This is a genomic window from Crocinitomicaceae bacterium, assembly GCA_016708105.1.
In the GTDB taxonomy this organism is placed as follows: Bacteria; Bacteroidota; Bacteroidia; order Flavobacteriales_D; family Crocinitomicaceae; genus JADJGJ01.
Window position 1 is genome coordinate 1,470,398 of the sequence record JADJGJ010000001.1, and the last position, 15,831, is coordinate 1,486,228.

Genomic DNA, 15,831 nt, shown 5'->3' on the forward strand with positions numbered 1-15,831 from the left:
CATGAATGTTTCTAGTTGATCTGTTATGAAAAAAGTTGAATACTTGATTAATTCTTTTGTTTTGAACTTTTATTAACCAATTTTGCTGCTTGCATTCTTGAGGTAACGTGCAATTTGCTGTATATTTTAGTAATGTTATTACGCACCGTGTTAGGACTTAAACCAAGGATTGAGGCTATTTCTTTATATTCTAATCCGTCTACAAGTAAGGTTAGAATTTCTTTTTCGCGGTCAGTTAGATTATACTCTGATGAGTACTCGGTTTTATTTTTTAATTCAGATGTAGGTTGTGCGTTTGAAAGCAAGTTCAATACTTTTCTTGCAATTGCAGGAGACATTGGTGCACCTTCACCTTTGAGAAGATCAAAAATAGCGTCTTTAATTTTTTCGACCGGTTCATCTTTTAGCAAATAACCATCAGCACCGGCTTTAATGGCGTTGAATATTTTTTCATCTTCGTCAAATATTGTCAGAACAATGTACTTAGTTTTTTTATATCTCAACTTTGCTTCTTCAATTGCTTGTATTCCGTTCATGATAGGCATGTCAATATCCATCAAAACAATATCAGGTTCTATTGTCTTACGCGCGTTGATCATTGCTTCTAAAAAATCTCTTCCATTTTCAGCTGTAAATAAGATTTCAAAATCTTTAAAACGACTCAGCCTGTCCTTTAGTGCTGACCGGACGCATCTTTCATTATCAACTATTGCAATATAAATCATGGTTTGGGTACAAATTTAGGTTGCCTGGCACTAGTTTACAATGGTACGTTTATACTATTAATACATATTTAGTGCCTGAGTCAATTTGGGATTCTAACTGTAATGTGATGCCAAATTCATGTGCTCTTTTTTTGATGTTTTGTAATCCGTAACTCTCTTGTTTATTTAGGGTTGTATCAAATCCTTTACCGTTATCTGAAATAAAAATAGATAAAGATTCTGCACTACAATCAATTTGAATTTTCACCTCGGTTGCCTCAGCGTATTTGAATGCATTGTTTAATATTTCCTGGCTAATGCGGTAGAGATTAAGACCCAGCAAGGCATTTAATTCTCTCTTAACTACGATGTTTTCAGAAAAAATCACCTGAGTTTGACTGTGTCTGAAAATATTTTTTGCAAAAATTTTGAGTTTGTCTGAGAAATCCCAAGTGGTAATGTTTGCATCACTGATAGCCCAAATTGTTTCTCTAAGACTGCCTATTACGCTACGCACAGTTTGATTTACGCTTTCTGTGAGTTGAGCTCTTTTGGTTTTGTCATTTTCTTCAAAACCATCAAGAGAATAAACAATGAATGAGAGTTTTCCGCCAATATTGTCATGTAAGTCACGAGCAATGCGTTCTCTATCTTGTTGCAGGTTTTGAAGCAGTTTTAATTCTTGTTTTTTTCTTTTTAAATTAATTCTTACAATCACAAGCAATGATACTAAGGTAAGGAGTATAGCGATAAATGCAATCAGGATAATTGCCCGATTTTTAGATTCAATTTTCAGCAGATTAACTTGATTTTGCGAGCTGAGTATTTTGTTTTGTTGTTCTTTTTTTTCCGTTTGGTAAAGTGTCTCAAATTTGGCAATGTGTTCTGATTTTTCTGCTTGCAAAACAGAGTCTTTGAATTCAAACCAGCGCAACATATACCTCCGTGCAGTAGTATCGCCGAGCATAATCAGGCATTCTGCTTTTCCTCTGTAAGTATTTAAAATAGCTTCTCTATTATTGCTTTCAAGATATAGTTTTTCAGCTCTATTAATATGATTCAGTGCTTCAGGGTAATTCTTTTTTATGAAGAAATTGTAATTATAACTTTTACTGGCTGCAAATGCCATCACATTTTTATCTTTTGACAAGTTGCCATAGTGTTCGGCGCTAGCAATCATCTGTTCAATTTGATTATAATTATTGGTGGTATTCATGTAAAGCTCTGCCAAAGTTGAATATGTTTTAGATAGCCCAACATAATTATTTTCGATGGTCATTAGTTGAATGGCACTGAAGCTATACTTCTCAGCCGAATCTATATTTTCATCTTCAATATAAAGTGCACCTAAAAAATAGTAGGTGCCAGCACGCAAAGAATCTAAATTATTTTTGTTGATCAATTCCAGCGCATGATAAGTCCATTTGAAAGCAGATTCATGATCATATAAATAGTAATGGCATTTTGCCAAAGACATGGATGCTTGAACCATCATGGCAGGCTTGTTTTCAACTTCAGCTAATTGTAACACATTCAAATATTTCTCATGTGCTTTGGCGTAATCATTATTTGTGTAGTATTCAACTGCCTGATGTAAAACTAAATCTAAGGATTGGGCATGAGTAAACCACGTGCCTAATGAGCAAAGTAATAAAGTCAGACGATTTGAAAATTGTACCAACATAATGAGCATCCCAAAGATATTCAGATATTGAAAGCCATCTACAGGTACATCTGTACTATTTTCAATCTACAACTGATTGAAGAATTTTGGCTCGTGTTAAACCGAATTGTATGGTCAAAAATATTTCATGCGCTATTATGCTTCTTTTTTTCTTCAATCTTGTCAACGCACAAATTGATGATGATTTTTATCAATCAAGATATAATGTGTCACTTGTCTACAGTAAAATAAAGGCTGATAACATTAGTCAATCAAGCAAGGTGCATTTTATTTCTGTCAATCTTTTTGATTTTACTTTGGGTGGTTCTGAGAAATTCAAGTCGTATTTTAACGGCAACATGAGAGTGATTGGTGATATTTGGTGGATGCTGGCTAAAGAGATTGGCGGAACAACAGATTATTTGAACGGAGGCTACACCAGCAGTGTGTTTGAGTTAAAATGGGGGTTAAATATTGTGTCTAATGATAAAATTTTAATAACTCCCGGTTTGGCAAGTGATGGTTATTGGTATGTGTTTAATGGTCAACGAGCCTTTACGTGGTGTTTGGGTCCACTTCTTAAAGTTGATTATTTACTAACTGATAATTTATTGATCAGAAATTTATCCGGTTTTGATTTTCCTTTTGCTCGGACAAATGGATCACTGGGTGATAAATCAAGTTACTTGTATAACAGAACTGAACTTATAACAAAAGTCGGTTTTTTTGTGGGATTTGACTACATGCACATGAAATTCATCGCTGAGAATGAAGCCATTCCTGAAAGCAAGTTGAATAGGTTTGATTTTAAACTTGGTTATATGATTAGAATGTAATAGCCCCAAAAAAAAGTAAGATATGAGAATTGTTATATTGCTGTTTGTTTGTTTGTATTATAGTGGTGTATTTGCCCAAACCGCACATAACGGAAAAGTTGTGAGTTTAGCGTTCAATGATTCAGGTACAAAACTGATTTCTGCGTCAGGTACTGAAACCATCGTTTGGGATATGACTACAAGTAAAAGGAGTACTACCATCAATATGAATGCGAGTTTGGTTTATTGGTTGACTGAAAAAAATAAAATCTTGATAGCCGGAGCAGATGGTGTTTATTTGATGGATGATGAAACTTTTGTTGTAACAGACACGATTGACAGCGAAAAAAAACTTGATGGGCCTTATGTGGTTACACCTGATGGAAAATATTTGTTCTGTCGTTTGCGCACATCTCAAAGCGAAGCATGGTTGCATGCAATTAACCTCCATGATTTTTCGGCTATTGAAAATTTGAGTAATAAAAAACACAAATTTTTCAATAACGCCTTGGTTTTTTCTGCATCATCTGACAGTAGATATCTTTATGTGCTGAGTAACGGCGTTGATATAATTCAGTTTTCGTGCGAAAATTTTAGTGAGATTACCCGCTTCAATATTACAAAGGTACACAGCGATATTTCTTCAGCGGTTTGCATAGCAGCCGGTGACGAATATTTGTATGTAGGAGGAAAGAGCAATTCAGGTACAGGTGGAAAAGAAATAAGTCGTTATCTAGTAAATAATCAATTAATCGGATTTGGTGCCTCACCAATTTCAGGAGGGGTTAGGGCTATTGCTTATTCTCCTGTGCTCAAAACGCTTTTCATTGCAGCTTTGGACATGAAAATTTATACTCTCAAAGATGATGTGGGTGTGATTGAAAAATTTGCTTCGTTAGATAGATATCCTGAAAGCCTATCCGTTTCTATTGACGGAAAATTTCTGGCTGTAGGAACAGGATTTGCAAAAAAGAGTACAGATAATTTTCCTGTTCTGGTTTTTGATATTGAAAGTGGTAAGGTTGTTTTAGATTGATTGAAAAGTATGAAAAATATGAAAAATAGTTTGCTCATTTACCTGTTGTGTCTCTTGTCAGGTGTAGTTTCAGCGCAAGATTTTCTAATCCCGTGTCAAACGGATAATAAATGGGGATTTTGTGATCCTACCGGACAAGTGGTAATTAATCATTTGTATGGTGCAGCGTTTCCATTTTATAATCATCATGCCCTGGTGTATAAATCAACGGATGAACGCAGTGGTTATTGGTGTATCATAGATGAACAAGGTAATGAAGTGCGTGAGTTTACAAAAATTCAAAATTATTCAGGTGTACATCATGCTACTATTCACGACGCCAGCGGTTGGGTGAAGCTTGCTTGTTTTGATGAAGATCAAAAGTTAAACTATTTGTACATTCATTTGTTGACCATTGAAGTTCAAAAAACAAAACCTGAAGTTGATATACTTAATCCATCAACAGCTGTCGTCAATCAGCAGAATGGAAGAAATATTTTTACTTCAACCCAGTCTGATGTTGTTTTGATAAATGAAAAAGGGAAAATTGAAAATGAAGGAATGAACGTAAAGGGTGGAACATTTTTCATTGAGGGGAAAAATGGTAACATAATTCTTGATAAAACTGTTGTACCGGTATCTGGATTTAATTATAATTATGCTTTGGTATATATAGATCCGGTCTGGGAAAAAGTGGCTCAATATTCCATCCCGCAATCTGATGAAAAAAATTTTATTGATCAGACGGGTAACTTCGTTTTTAAGGAGCATTTTCGCTACGCTCGTGGATTTGAACAAGGTTATGCTTTTGCAGGAGATATGCTTGACTCGTTGTATATGTTTGATCATGACTTCAGATTGATCCAAACAATTCATGCCAGCAAGATGGAGGATTTTGACAGCTCAGGAATACTTTTAGCTTATCACCGTGGTCAAAATAATTTATGTGTCTATGATTTTGCGCAATCAAGAGAAATTATTCGTTTTTCATCTTCTGCATATTATTACCAAATAGCTCATGTTGATGATCATTATATTTATATTGCAAGCAGTAATGGAATTCATGTTGTCAAGCGCGCTACGAATGAAGTAATTTCGTTTGAAAATAATAGTTTTGTGAATGCATTTCAGGAAATATTAGTTTATGAAAACGGAAACGGGAGGACCATTGTAAATATACTCAAGAATGAGGTAATTATGTCTGATTTGAATCAATGTGAAATAATACCAGAATTTGAAGTTTTTTCATGGAAAAGTTCTAATGCATCAGGTATTCATGATTTTGATGGTAAACCAGTTTTTGCTAATTCATGCACATGCATTCAAGTGTTACCAGGTGGTTTTGTTTACTTGAAAAATGAGCAAGGAAATTTTGCTTGGGGTCACCTAGGTAACTCTAAAATTTATTGATGAGTAGTTTATTACAAATTCAAGTTTTTTGTTACCGAAGCACATCACTGTGATGTCTCTACAATCAGCTATTTAAGCACTTTTTTCAAGATATCCTCTACAAATTGTAACTTTGTGCCGCTATGGCACTTGATATTTTCATTACCCTTCTGTTGGTTTTCATGAATGGCTTTTTTGTTGCGGCTGAATTCGCTATTGTAAAAGTGAGGGCATCTCAGCTTGAAGTTCACATTAAAAACGGAAATCGTTTCGCTGTTTTATCCAAGCATATCGTTACTCATCTTGACGGGTATCTGGCAGCAACGCAATTAGGTATTACGCTTGCAAGTCTTGCTTTAGGTTGGATTGGAGAACCAGTTGTCTCTAAAATGATTATTAGTGTGATGCATTGGTTTGATGTGGAACTGAGCCATGATACCGCTCACGCCATTGCTTTGCCTATTGCTTTTGCTATTATCACGGTATTGCATATTGTGTTTGGTGAGCTGGCACCTAAGTCAATTGCAATTCAGCGTTCTGAAGGAACAACCCTTGCTTTATCTTATCCTTTACAATTTTTCTATATCATCTTCAGACCCTTTATCTGGATATTGAATGGCATTGCAAATCTCATTCTTAAAATGCTTGGCATCACATCAAGTCACGGAAATGACGTACACAGCAGTGACGAATTAAAATATCTGGTTAAGCTGGGTAAAGAGAGTGGTGAGATTGGTGAAACGGATTACGACATTATAAAAAATGCCTTTGAATTTTCAGAACGCACGGCTGAAGAAGTGATGGTGCCGCGTACAAAAGTAGTGGCTGTTGATTTGAATGATTATAATGAAGAGATACTGGAGAAAATTATTGATGAACGTTTTTCACGCATTCCTTGTTTTGAAGATAATTTGGATCACGTAACGGGTATTGTGCATTTGAAAGATATTCTGCTTGCCATGCGAAAAGGAGGAAAGGTGAATTTGCGAAGCATGATTACACCCATCATCATCATTCCACAAAACAAACGTATAGGAACCTTGTTGAAAGAGTTTCAGCAAAAGCATCAGCAAATGGCCGTGGTGGTTGATGAATATGGTGGTACATTAGGTATTGTCACCATGGAAGATATTTTGGAAGAGCTTGTTGGTGAAATACAAGATGAAACCGACAATGAAATTCCTTTTGTTGAGCAAACTGCTGACAAAACATTTCAGGTGCTTGCCTCTGCAAGTATTGATGATATCAATGATTTAATACCGCGAAATATTGAAAAGAAAGACGAGTATAACACGCTTGCCGGTTACATCATTGACAAATGCGGACGTATACCCGCTGTGAATGAAAAATTCACCGCAGATGGATATGAAATAACCATTCTCAAAAAAAACCGAACCACTATTTTATTAGTCAAACTGGTTGACATGCAGCCTTAAACAGCGTTTAGTCATAGTCATCTTGTATCAATCAACAAGGAATCTCAACTGATATTCGTTTAATTCGGTTATTTTAGCGTAATCAGCGAATAATACGTGAATGCAGTGAACCCTTTTTTAACGAGGATTAAAAGTTTTTTGATCAGCAGTATTCTGGTGATTAGCCTGTCTGCGCTGAATCAAAAATTATGGGCTCAATCTTTTGGTGATCAATCATTTTACCTTGTTGATTCATTAGATCTGACAGCAATTTCAGAAGAAACCAGAACTCTTTTAGATACTTCATTCACGCTTTATCACAACGCCCAAGATGATACAACAAGGCTGAGTTTATTGGAGCATATTGTTGATCAATGCTGGGAAGAGTTTTTATGGCCGCAGTACAACCAAATGGTTTATGATCAGGCGTCATATCATTTGAAGTTGGAAAGAAATCCACTGACTTCAAAAAAGTACGCTTCACTGCTAGCCGGGTCAATCAGTAATTTGGGATACATAGCAGATAATATCAGCAACGTACCTGTTGCCTTGAATTATTACCATCAAGCCTTGCGCATTTATGAGCAAATTGGCGATAGAGAAGGAGCTGCCAGCAGTTTCAATAATCTGGGTGTTTTGTACAGTGCACAAGGTGATACATCAAAAGCCATGTATTATCACAATGAAAGTTTGCGACTAAAAAAAATTATTGGTGATCAAGAAGGGATTGCAGTATCACTAAATAATATTGGAACTATTTATAAAGATAAAGGACGAATTTTTGAAGCGCTTGATTGCTTTGAAAAAAGTTTGCGCATTGCCCGTGAACTTGATGATAGGCGCAGCATGGCTATTGCGTATGACAATATTGCCGGTGTTTATTTTACTGAAGGATATGAAGCAAAAGCAATTGATTTTTATACCCGCGCCTATGATATTAGAATAATCAATGGTGAATATACCGGGGCTTCATTTTCTCTGAATAATATTTCACGCGTTTATTTTGCACTAAATAATATTGACAAAGCGTTTGACTATGCCAAGCGCAGTTTTGAACTTGCGTCTGAACTCGGTTTTCCTATAGATATTCAAAATGCCGCAGCATCTCTAACCAATATTTATAAAAGAAAAAATGATTATAAAAATGCACTCTTTTATTTTGAGATTCAAGTTCAAATGAGTGACAGTATTTATAATGACAACAATGAAAGAGCTATGTTGTCTCAAAGTCTGCGCTACGAATTTGAAAAAGAAACCTTGAAAAAAACCTTGCAGCATCAAAAAGAGCAAGCCGTAAAAGATTTGCAGATTAGCCAGCGAGATGCAGAGATTAGTAAAGAGCGCATGCTTAGTTACTCGTTAATTATTGGTCTTGTACTCATGGTATATCTGGTATATATTTCAGTGCGGAATTACCGGAGAAAACAACGAGATAATGAATTGATACAACAGCAGAAAAATGAAGTAGAAAATCAAAAACAAAAAATTGAAAAGCAACACCATATTTTAGAAGAAACTTACAAAGAAATATCAGACAGTATTACCTATGCTAAGCGAATTCAGCAAGCCATTTTGCCACCGGCTGATTTGATTTCAAATTCTTTTTCAGATGCTTTTGTATGGTATCAACCCAAAAATGTGGTGAGCGGAGATTTTTTCTGGTATCATCAAACAGGGGATGATATTTTACTTGCAGTGGCTGATTGCACCGGACATGGCGTGCCGGGCGCCATGGTGAGCGTGGTTTGTCACAATGCAATGAATAGGGCTGTGCTAGAATTTGGTTTGCAGCAACCTGATTTGGTGCTCAACAAAACCCGTGATCTTGTCATTGAAACTTTTGATAAAAGTGGAAGTGAAGTAAAGGATGGTATGGATATTTCTCTCATTCATGTGAATACCAAAACCAATTTGCTGCAGTACGCCGGAGCCAATAATAATTTGTATTTGATAAGACATGGATTGCGAAATGATAACGTAGCTGAGCGCATTGAAACCGCTTTGATTGATGAAAAAGGTCTTACTTTTTACGAACTCAAAGCAGATAAACAACCCATTGGCAGGTTCTCTAAAGCAAAACCTTTTAACCTGATTCGCTTCGCTCTTGAAAAAAATGATCAACTCTATCTTTTTAGTGATGGTTTGGCTGACCAATTTGGGGGGCCGAAAGGAAAAAAATTCAAATACGCTCAAATCAAAGAAATTCTTTTTACACATGCATCACACGCTATGCTAATTCAAAACAAAGCATTGCTCAATGGCTATGAATCTTGGAAAGGTGAATTAGAACAAGTGGATGATATTTGTTTCATCGGAATTCGCATTTGATGCGTGTTGTCAGGACTTAAACCAAGCATTCAGAATTTGGCTTAAAAATTGTTTACCAACTTGATACACACAAATTTTGAACACTCTTTAGGCTGAGACCTGGATTTTTTCTAATTTAGTGTCTGAAAAGAGTTTCAGCTTGCTGAGCAATACATTAATCCCTATGAAAAAATTAATACTTTACGCGTTAATTCTTGTTGGCCTTACCGGGCGTTCACAAAATCTTTACGATATCCGCTGGACAAATGGAGGAACAGAATATTTCGGTTTCATGGTTTTCTTTTCTGAAGATGACGTGTACATGCGTACCGGTTATTACAGTGCAAATAACGAGTATAATGTTGTTCATTCAGAATATCAATACTCAGTTGATGAGTCAGGTGATGTGATTACCATGGTTGCCACATCATCAGAGTTTGTTCAAAACCAAACGGATGATGAATGGGATCCTGATCACTTATTCTGGTACAAAGATGAAACTACCAAAGAGTGGGTTGGCCCTTTTATCATTTCTGACAGTGATTTGGAAGCTGAGCGATATGAAAATATTATTGAGCCTGAATTTGTTGAGGTTGACATGAACTGGCTGAATGCTGAGTACCTGCAATTTTTCTATTATACGGATGAAGCAGATTATAAAGTGCTCTTAAGTGCCGGTCAAGATCAGGCGAATGATTCAAACAATAATTCCAACTCAAATAACAGCGGATCAAATTCAAGTTTCAATAACGGATCAGGAAATAGTTCAGGCAATGGTAACGGCTACAACTCAAGTTTCAGCAATGGTTCTACTAATAATTCAAACAACAGCAGTGGAAATTCTTCTTTTAGCAATGGTAGCAATAGCAACAACAGTAACAACAACAGCAGCAATAACCACGGAGGTACATTAGTTTCTAACGGATCAAACACGGGTAGCAATACTTCTACCACAACAAACGATAATACCAACACAAATACCAACACAAATACTAATTCGGGTGGAGCTTACGGCAACCAACCCGCAAAACTGCATTTGATTATTGTTGCCAACACCCTCATTTCTGATATTGGAACATCTACCCTGGTTGATTTGAATAATATGGTAGGTGAAGTAACAGGCATTTCTGAGGTATTAGGTATAGAGATGAATAAGATGGTGATTCAAGATAAAAATTTCACTAAAAAAAATGTTGAAACTTACATGTATAGCTTTGCTCCGGGGCCAAATGATATTGTCATCTTCATGTATTCAGGTCATGGTTACCGTTTCTCAAACCAAACTGAAAAATATCCGCAGTTAGACATGCGCTATAGTGAATATCAATCTATAGATGACAATGCAACCATGAATTTGAAACAGGTATTTGATGAAATTGTAAAAAAAGGTGCACGCTTAAATATTGTATTAGGTGACTGCTGTAATAGTGATATCGGATTTTCAAGATCAGTGGGTAGTAGCTTTATGAATTCTCGTTCTAGCGTTGATCCTGATTATGAAAAATTAAAACAACTGTTCCTGGTTTCTGACGGAGATATCATTGCAGCCGGTGCAAGCAAAGGAGAATACTCATGGTGCACCATGAACAACGGCGGCTTTTTCACCTGCAGTTTCGTTGGTGCTTTACGTGAAGAAATAAGCAAATTCAAACAGGATGATTTCCCTGATTGGGGAGATGTAATGACTGGCACCGCAAATGGTACTTTGAAAAAATCTGAACTCTGTACTGAATGTGATGAGCAACACGTGGTGTACGATAAGTTTATGAAATGACCTATAAGATTTAACCTTTTAACCCACCGGTTATTTATAAATTTTATACGGAATTCCATACGACCATTGAAAATAAAAGATTCGTGGGATTGATTCAAATGCAAGAAATTTTCTCAGAATAGAACTTGAAATAATACCAATATTTGGTATTTTTACAAAAATCTTTATTATGAGTAAGAATACATCAATAACTTTAGGAGACTACTTTGATGACTTTATACAGAGTATCTTAAGAGAAGGCAGATATAAAAACGCCAGCGAAATAGTTCGAGCAGGACTTAGATTGTTGGAAGAAGAGGAAAGAAAAGTTATTGCTCTTCGAAATGCAATTGAACAAGGAATCAATAGTGGACTTGCCAAAGACTTCGATCCGGACCAACACTTAAAAATGTTGAAAAAGAAAAAAAAGTAAATGGCAAAATATAGATTCACGAACAGTGCTGTAAAAGACCTTACCGAAATTTGGGACTACACAAAGAAGATTTGGTCTGAAAAACAAGCCGAAAAATATTACCAATTAATTATTCAAGCTTGTTCAGAAATTGCAAAAGACCCATTTAAAGGAAAAGAATATTATGAAGTCTATCCGGAATTAAAAGGATTGAAAACAAACAAGCACATAATTTTTTACCGGGAAATGACTGACAAATCAATTGAGATATCTAGAATTCTGCATGAGCGAATGGACCTGAAAAGTAGATTGAAGTAATAACCACCCATAACACCTCGCGCTGAAAAGTAATAGCGCTTTTAGTCCTCTCACTTTCTGTTTTTTTTAATCGCTTGCGTTCAACAAAAATTTTAAACACAGCCCTGATAATTATCGGGATATCAAAAAAGTTTTTGTCCCGCTTAGTGGGCACTTTTAAGTTCAGTACTTTTAATCAAGGTTGCGCCACTACTTTTATGCGTAGTCCTTTATAAGATTTGAGCAATAATAAAAATCTCCCGTTCAGTTTGAGCGGGGGATTTTTTTTAGTTTAACACAATCTCAACATTTGGTGTTCCGGTTGCTCCCGAAACAGATGCTTTTAAAACTTCAAGAGACCGTGAAAAGTTCAGAATGTTGTTGAGTACTTCTGCTTTTAATCCGGTTTCTTTTTTTTGTTTGTTTTTAGGTGAAGTTGTAAAATCAAAGGTGTAAGTTTTTTGCATAGGCAAATTTTGGTTTTTATAGTAAAACGCCGCAGTTGTGTAAATATTGTATTGTGAAATTAAAAATTCTATAAACCTCATTAAATAGAGAGAAGGATATGTAGATTCCTCACTATCAGGTTTCAATTATTTGATTAACTTTCCCGTCAATCATGTTATTGTCTTAAAATCCAAATTAATATCTATGCGCCTACTACTTGCTTTTCTATTAGTTACTTTTTCAATATCAAATAGTGTTTTATTCTGTCAATCAAAAGTTGAAGTTATTTTACAACTATTAGATGAAGATATCATTGCAGATGGCTGCATGAAGCGAGATAATTTGTTGGCAGCGGTGAAGCAAATCAATAGCAAATTTACTGAGACCTTAGAAAAGACGCAAGGTGATTATCAGTTGAATTGTCAATTCACGATAAGTCATAATAAAGATCTGGGGATTGAATTTTCCAGTCGCCCAAAACAGTCTGATTCTTTATTGGCATTTGTTGAAACAGAACTGTCTGAATTGAAGAATTTGAGAACAGACCGCTATAGATATTCATTTATTTGTATGGCAACGATTAATGGTGGTTGTCAAAATTCAAAAATTGACTTTGAGCCTGAATTGCTTTCTCCCAACAAAGCAGATTTGAAAGAGTTTAAAAAGTTAAGTTTGGTTGAACAGCGAGATGAATTGATTCGTTGGGTAAGTGAAGATGTCCTTCCTCTATTTGCCTTTTTTACGCATGATGTAGACAAAAAATTTGCCGGTGTTAAATCAGTAGGAGAATTTTTAACTGAGAAAGAATATTTATCAAAAAGTGTTTTTGATCTGACTGATGCAAATTTCAACTATTGGAGGGCATCTTTGGAGATGGAAAGATTTAATATGGTTATTCCTTTTGTCAAAGTTTGTCTGTTGATACGTGAAGGCCGGTTTGACTATGCCGGCAAGTTTTTATTCGTGACCAATTTATTTTCAGGTAAAGGTTCAGTTGCAAAAATTTTGTACTCCCCACTAAATGATTATTTGAATGTGTTAGACAATTCCATTGCTGCAGAAGTGAAAAAGGGCATTGCATTTCATGATGAAAAAAAATATTCCGAAGCTGTGGAACATTATAAAAAATTGAAAGTGGATTTCCCTTATAACGCATGGCTGAACTATGAGTACTATTATTCTGAATCTTCACTTCACTCAATGGATTCTGTAGGATATTTCTGGAATCTCCATAAATCAGAAATCTATGGAGCAGATCCTCTATACCCATATTGTGCACACGCAGGCAACAGCAATGATGGATATGAGATGTATCTGCGCATGTCATTATCATCCCTGTTTTCTGAATCTGATAAACTGATTTCAGATTTAGTAGCGTATGCTGATGCCGCATTTGATCTTGAACAATATGCCTTTGCCGGACAATTGTATTGGTTGTTATATAGCCATGTAGATGAAAAAGCTTTAGGCAGAAAAAATATTCTGTTTTACTTTTTATATTGCATGGAAGAACTTGGACACGCTCAATTAAAGTCCAATTTTGAAGGAAATTTTGAGAAAGAGTTTGCCAAAATCAGGTCAACCCGAAAAAAAATAAAAGAAAGCAATTCGTTTTACAAGTCGTTTGGCGGATAATCACATCTTCGTAAAATAGACAGCTTTCAATGCTGCTTCTGACAAGGTAAACACATAAACTCCTGCAGGTAGAGTACGCACATCAATGCTTTGATTATTCAATTTTCCGTTTAGTACAATTTTACCTGTTTGATCTGTTATAGTATAATTCAGCCCGATTAAATTTTCTTGATTTTCAATTCTCAGATAGGCTGAGGTTGGGTTAGGGTAGAGTAAAAGTTCAACCGTATGTTCTTCAACAATTGAAACCGTACTGATGGCACTGTCTTTAGCACCAATAGATTCGTTTTCGTATGAGCCTGATGCCGTTATTTTCATTTCAACAGCCTTTACATAATAATACACTGTGCCTGCCTGATTAAGTGAATTGTCAGTATAATTGGTTGCGGTAATCAGACTTGAATTTAATTTTTCATACTGGGTTGAGTCAGCATATCTGCGATAAATATTGTACCCAATTTCTGAGCCACCTGCTGTCCAATTTAGCGCAACTGAATTGCCTGTTGAATTTACAGTCAGGTTGACTGGAGGTTGTATATAGAACATTCTCAATGATGGGTCACCCATTAAATTAATGCTGATCATGCGGGCAAGTCCACCAATGGTACTTGAAAAATAAAGTGACGAATTGTTTTGAGACAAACGGGTTGAGTATCCAATATTTTCACCCATGGACATGTGATTAAAATACCAACACGGCCGACCGGCCCAACAATTTGTTAGCGTATAACCTTGTGCAAGGGGTGCGCGCAAAAATGCGTTGGAATAATCCCAATCACCGAAATAAGATCCGAATAGCATAGTAAAAACTGCACTGAGAGAATCTGCTGCAAAATTTGTTGCAGAACCAATTCCGCCGGCGCTGTTGTATGTTCCTCCTCCGCAACCATAAGACCATAGATAGGTGCCGGTTGTTGAGGTATTAAAACTGGTTTGTGTAAAATAATCATTCATCACAACGTTTGCATTACCAAACATCGTTGTAAAATTATTGTATCCACTTTGTGAAAATCCTTCTGCATACGAGGTGAAATTATCATCAATCAAGGCTTGCTCGCCCACAATGAGTTGTCCTGTTTTGTATAAATGGTCTTTCTGAAAATAACGTATCAATAAATCTTTTTCACTGATTGAAAATGCCGGTAAATCAGATAAGTCAATTCGCCCGGTTTGCAATTCAACATCTGACGGCAGATAGGATTGATCTGTATTTCCATCTCCGGGAATATTGTGATTTAACGTATTGGATGAAGTGGTATTATTTACGCTGGCATCAGTCCAATTTCCATTCATGTCTGCATAAAATAAATCAGTTGGCCAAGCGCCTTGATGATCTGAATGCCCGTCAGGATTTAAATTGCCTGAGTGCGGAACAGCAACATTACCAACCAGTATGAGCATTTTTGTATTTGAAGGATCTTCATTATAGACCGTTTGAATTTCTGATTTTACTGTTGACGCATTGTCAGCATTATTCACGAAAATCTTTTTACAAACCAACCATCACGATCTAAATCATCAGTAAATTGAAATAAGGCACTTTCAAATTCGCTGTCTCCCAAATACGCATCATCCACAACTACAATGGCAATGCCGCGGTTGCTATTGGCTACAACTTCAATGCCTGAAGAGAGGTAACCATACTTATCCGGTGTTGCACCTGAGGTCATTTGAATTTTATAATCATACAATGTATTTATGCTCACGCTTAAGTCAGTATACGTTGAAGTACTCCCGGGTAAAGTTGCCAGCGCGGTTCCCCAGCTGGTAGCTCCTTTCGCTTTGCGATAAATTACAAAATTGGTTGCATCGGCATCAGCAGGCCAGTTGATGGTAATAGATGGTGTTGCGGCGTCTACCACAGCACTGGGTTTAATGCTGAGTGAATCTCCGTAAGATTGTCCAAAACACCAATTTAAAAATCCAATCAAAAATAATAGAGTACTAAGTTTTTTCATACGCATGAGGTTCATTTACCG

General features: G+C 36.0%; 14 protein-coding genes. 9 read left to right on the forward strand and 5 right to left on the reverse strand.

Features of this window, described 5'->3' with window-relative positions; all coding sequences use genetic code 11:
* Positions 1 to 47 precede the first annotated feature (47 nt).
* Together IPH66_06355 and IPH66_06360 are read right to left on the reverse strand one after the other, a co-directional pair.
* Positions 48 to 725 carry a response regulator transcription factor gene (locus tag IPH66_06355; GenBank protein MBK7128974.1) on the reverse strand — a complete coding sequence of 226 codons (678 nt, stop codon included), beginning with the start codon at positions 723 to 725 and terminating at the stop codon, positions 48 to 50.
* Positions 726 to 774: 49 nt separating this feature from the next.
* The gene (locus tag IPH66_06360) at positions 775 to 2,388 is read right to left on the reverse strand and encodes a hypothetical protein (GenBank protein MBK7128975.1); all 1,614 of its coding nucleotides are present in this window, start codon (positions 2,386 to 2,388) and stop codon (positions 775 to 777) included.
* Positions 2,389 to 2,498: 110 nt separating this feature from the next.
* Here IPH66_06360 and IPH66_06365 point away from each other — a divergent pair, with 110 nt between their 5' ends.
* From IPH66_06365 to IPH66_06400, 8 genes are all read left to right on the forward strand, one after another.
* Positions 2,499 to 3,203, forward strand: coding sequence for a hypothetical protein (locus tag IPH66_06365; protein ID MBK7128976.1), 705 nt, complete (start codon positions 2,499 to 2,501; stop codon positions 3,201 to 3,203).
* 22 nt (positions 3,204 to 3,225) lie between these two features.
* The gene (locus tag IPH66_06370) at positions 3,226 to 4,218 is read left to right on the forward strand and encodes a WD40 repeat domain-containing protein (protein ID MBK7128977.1); all 993 of its coding nucleotides are present in this window, start codon (positions 3,226 to 3,228) and stop codon (positions 4,216 to 4,218) included.
* Positions 4,219 to 4,227: 9 nt separating this feature from the next.
* The gene (locus IPH66_06375; protein ID MBK7128978.1) at positions 4,228 to 5,607 is read left to right on the forward strand and encodes a WG repeat-containing protein; all 1,380 of its coding nucleotides are present in this window, start codon (positions 4,228 to 4,230) and stop codon (positions 5,605 to 5,607) included.
* Between the two features lie 122 nt (positions 5,608 to 5,729).
* Complete coding sequence (locus IPH66_06380) at positions 5,730 to 7,022, forward strand: HlyC/CorC family transporter (GenBank protein ID MBK7128979.1); 1,293 nt, start codon at positions 5,730 to 5,732, stop codon at positions 7,020 to 7,022.
* Between the two features lie 138 nt (positions 7,023 to 7,160).
* The gene (locus tag IPH66_06385) at positions 7,161 to 9,329 is read left to right on the forward strand and encodes a tetratricopeptide repeat protein (protein ID MBK7128980.1); all 2,169 of its coding nucleotides are present in this window, start codon (positions 7,161 to 7,163) and stop codon (positions 9,327 to 9,329) included.
* Positions 9,330 to 9,492: 163 nt separating this feature from the next.
* Positions 9,493 to 11,082 carry a caspase family protein gene (locus IPH66_06390; protein ID MBK7128981.1) on the forward strand — a complete coding sequence of 530 codons (1,590 nt, stop codon included), beginning with the start codon at positions 9,493 to 9,495 and terminating at the stop codon, positions 11,080 to 11,082.
* 169 nt (positions 11,083 to 11,251) lie between these two features.
* A complete protein-coding gene (locus tag IPH66_06395; protein ID MBK7128982.1) occupies positions 11,252 to 11,494 on the forward strand; it encodes a type II toxin-antitoxin system ParD family antitoxin in 243 nt (80 codons plus the stop codon).
* Entirely contained in the window at positions 11,495 to 11,791 is a 297-nt protein-coding gene (locus IPH66_06400; GenBank protein MBK7128983.1) for a type II toxin-antitoxin system RelE/ParE family toxin, read from the forward strand.
* 266 nt (positions 11,792 to 12,057) lie between these two features.
* Here the strand turns inward: IPH66_06400 and IPH66_06405 are convergent, their stop codons facing one another.
* A complete protein-coding gene (locus IPH66_06405; protein ID MBK7128984.1) occupies positions 12,058 to 12,237 on the reverse strand; it encodes a hypothetical protein in 180 nt (59 codons plus the stop codon).
* A gap of 184 nt (positions 12,238 to 12,421) precedes the next feature.
* Between IPH66_06405 and IPH66_06410 the strand changes: the two genes are divergently transcribed.
* Positions 12,422 to 13,852, forward strand: a complete 1,431-nt coding sequence (locus IPH66_06410; protein MBK7128985.1) for a hypothetical protein — start codon at positions 12,422 to 12,424, stop codon at positions 13,850 to 13,852.
* Here IPH66_06410 and IPH66_06415 read toward each other — a convergent pair whose 3' ends face one another.
* Together IPH66_06415 and IPH66_06420 are read right to left on the reverse strand one after the other, a co-directional pair.
* Complete coding sequence (locus IPH66_06415; GenBank protein ID MBK7128986.1) at positions 13,853 to 15,331, reverse strand: T9SS type A sorting domain-containing protein; 1,479 nt, start codon at positions 15,329 to 15,331, stop codon at positions 13,853 to 13,855.
* Complete coding sequence (locus IPH66_06420) at positions 15,328 to 15,810, reverse strand: hypothetical protein (protein MBK7128987.1); 483 nt, start codon at positions 15,808 to 15,810, stop codon at positions 15,328 to 15,330. The genes IPH66_06415 and IPH66_06420 overlap by 4 nt, the downstream gene beginning before the upstream one ends.
* Positions 15,811 to 15,831: the final 21 nt, after the last annotated feature.

What these genes read in the sequence shown, in the direction of transcription:
- IPH66_06355 (MBK7128974.1), bottom strand. Translation starts at nt 725, where the DNA reads ATGATTTATATTGCAATAGTTGATAATGAAAGATGCGTCCGGTCAGCA.
- IPH66_06360 (MBK7128975.1), bottom strand. Translation starts at nt 2,388, where the DNA reads ATGTTGGTACAATTTTCAAATCGTCTGACTTTATTACTTTGCTCATTA.
- IPH66_06365 (MBK7128976.1), top strand. Translation starts at nt 2,499, where the DNA reads ATGGTCAAAAATATTTCATGCGCTATTATGCTTCTTTTTTTCTTCAAT.
- IPH66_06370 (MBK7128977.1), top strand. Translation starts at nt 3,226, where the DNA reads ATGAGAATTGTTATATTGCTGTTTGTTTGTTTGTATTATAGTGGTGTA.
- IPH66_06375 (MBK7128978.1), top strand. Translation starts at nt 4,228, where the DNA reads ATGAAAAATATGAAAAATAGTTTGCTCATTTACCTGTTGTGTCTCTTG.
- IPH66_06380 (MBK7128979.1), top strand. Translation starts at nt 5,730, where the DNA reads ATGGCACTTGATATTTTCATTACCCTTCTGTTGGTTTTCATGAATGGC.
- IPH66_06390 (MBK7128981.1), top strand. Translation starts at nt 9,493, where the DNA reads ATGAAAAAATTAATACTTTACGCGTTAATTCTTGTTGGCCTTACCGGG.
- IPH66_06395 (MBK7128982.1), top strand. Translation starts at nt 11,252, where the DNA reads ATGAGTAAGAATACATCAATAACTTTAGGAGACTACTTTGATGACTTT.
- IPH66_06400 (MBK7128983.1), top strand. Translation starts at nt 11,495, where the DNA reads ATGGCAAAATATAGATTCACGAACAGTGCTGTAAAAGACCTTACCGAA.
- IPH66_06405 (MBK7128984.1), bottom strand. Translation starts at nt 12,237, where the DNA reads ATGCAAAAAACTTACACCTTTGATTTTACAACTTCACCTAAAAACAAA.
- IPH66_06410 (MBK7128985.1), top strand. Translation starts at nt 12,422, where the DNA reads ATGCGCCTACTACTTGCTTTTCTATTAGTTACTTTTTCAATATCAAAT.
- IPH66_06420 (MBK7128987.1), bottom strand. Translation starts at nt 15,810, where the DNA reads ATGAAAAAACTTAGTACTCTATTATTTTTGATTGGATTTTTAAATTGG.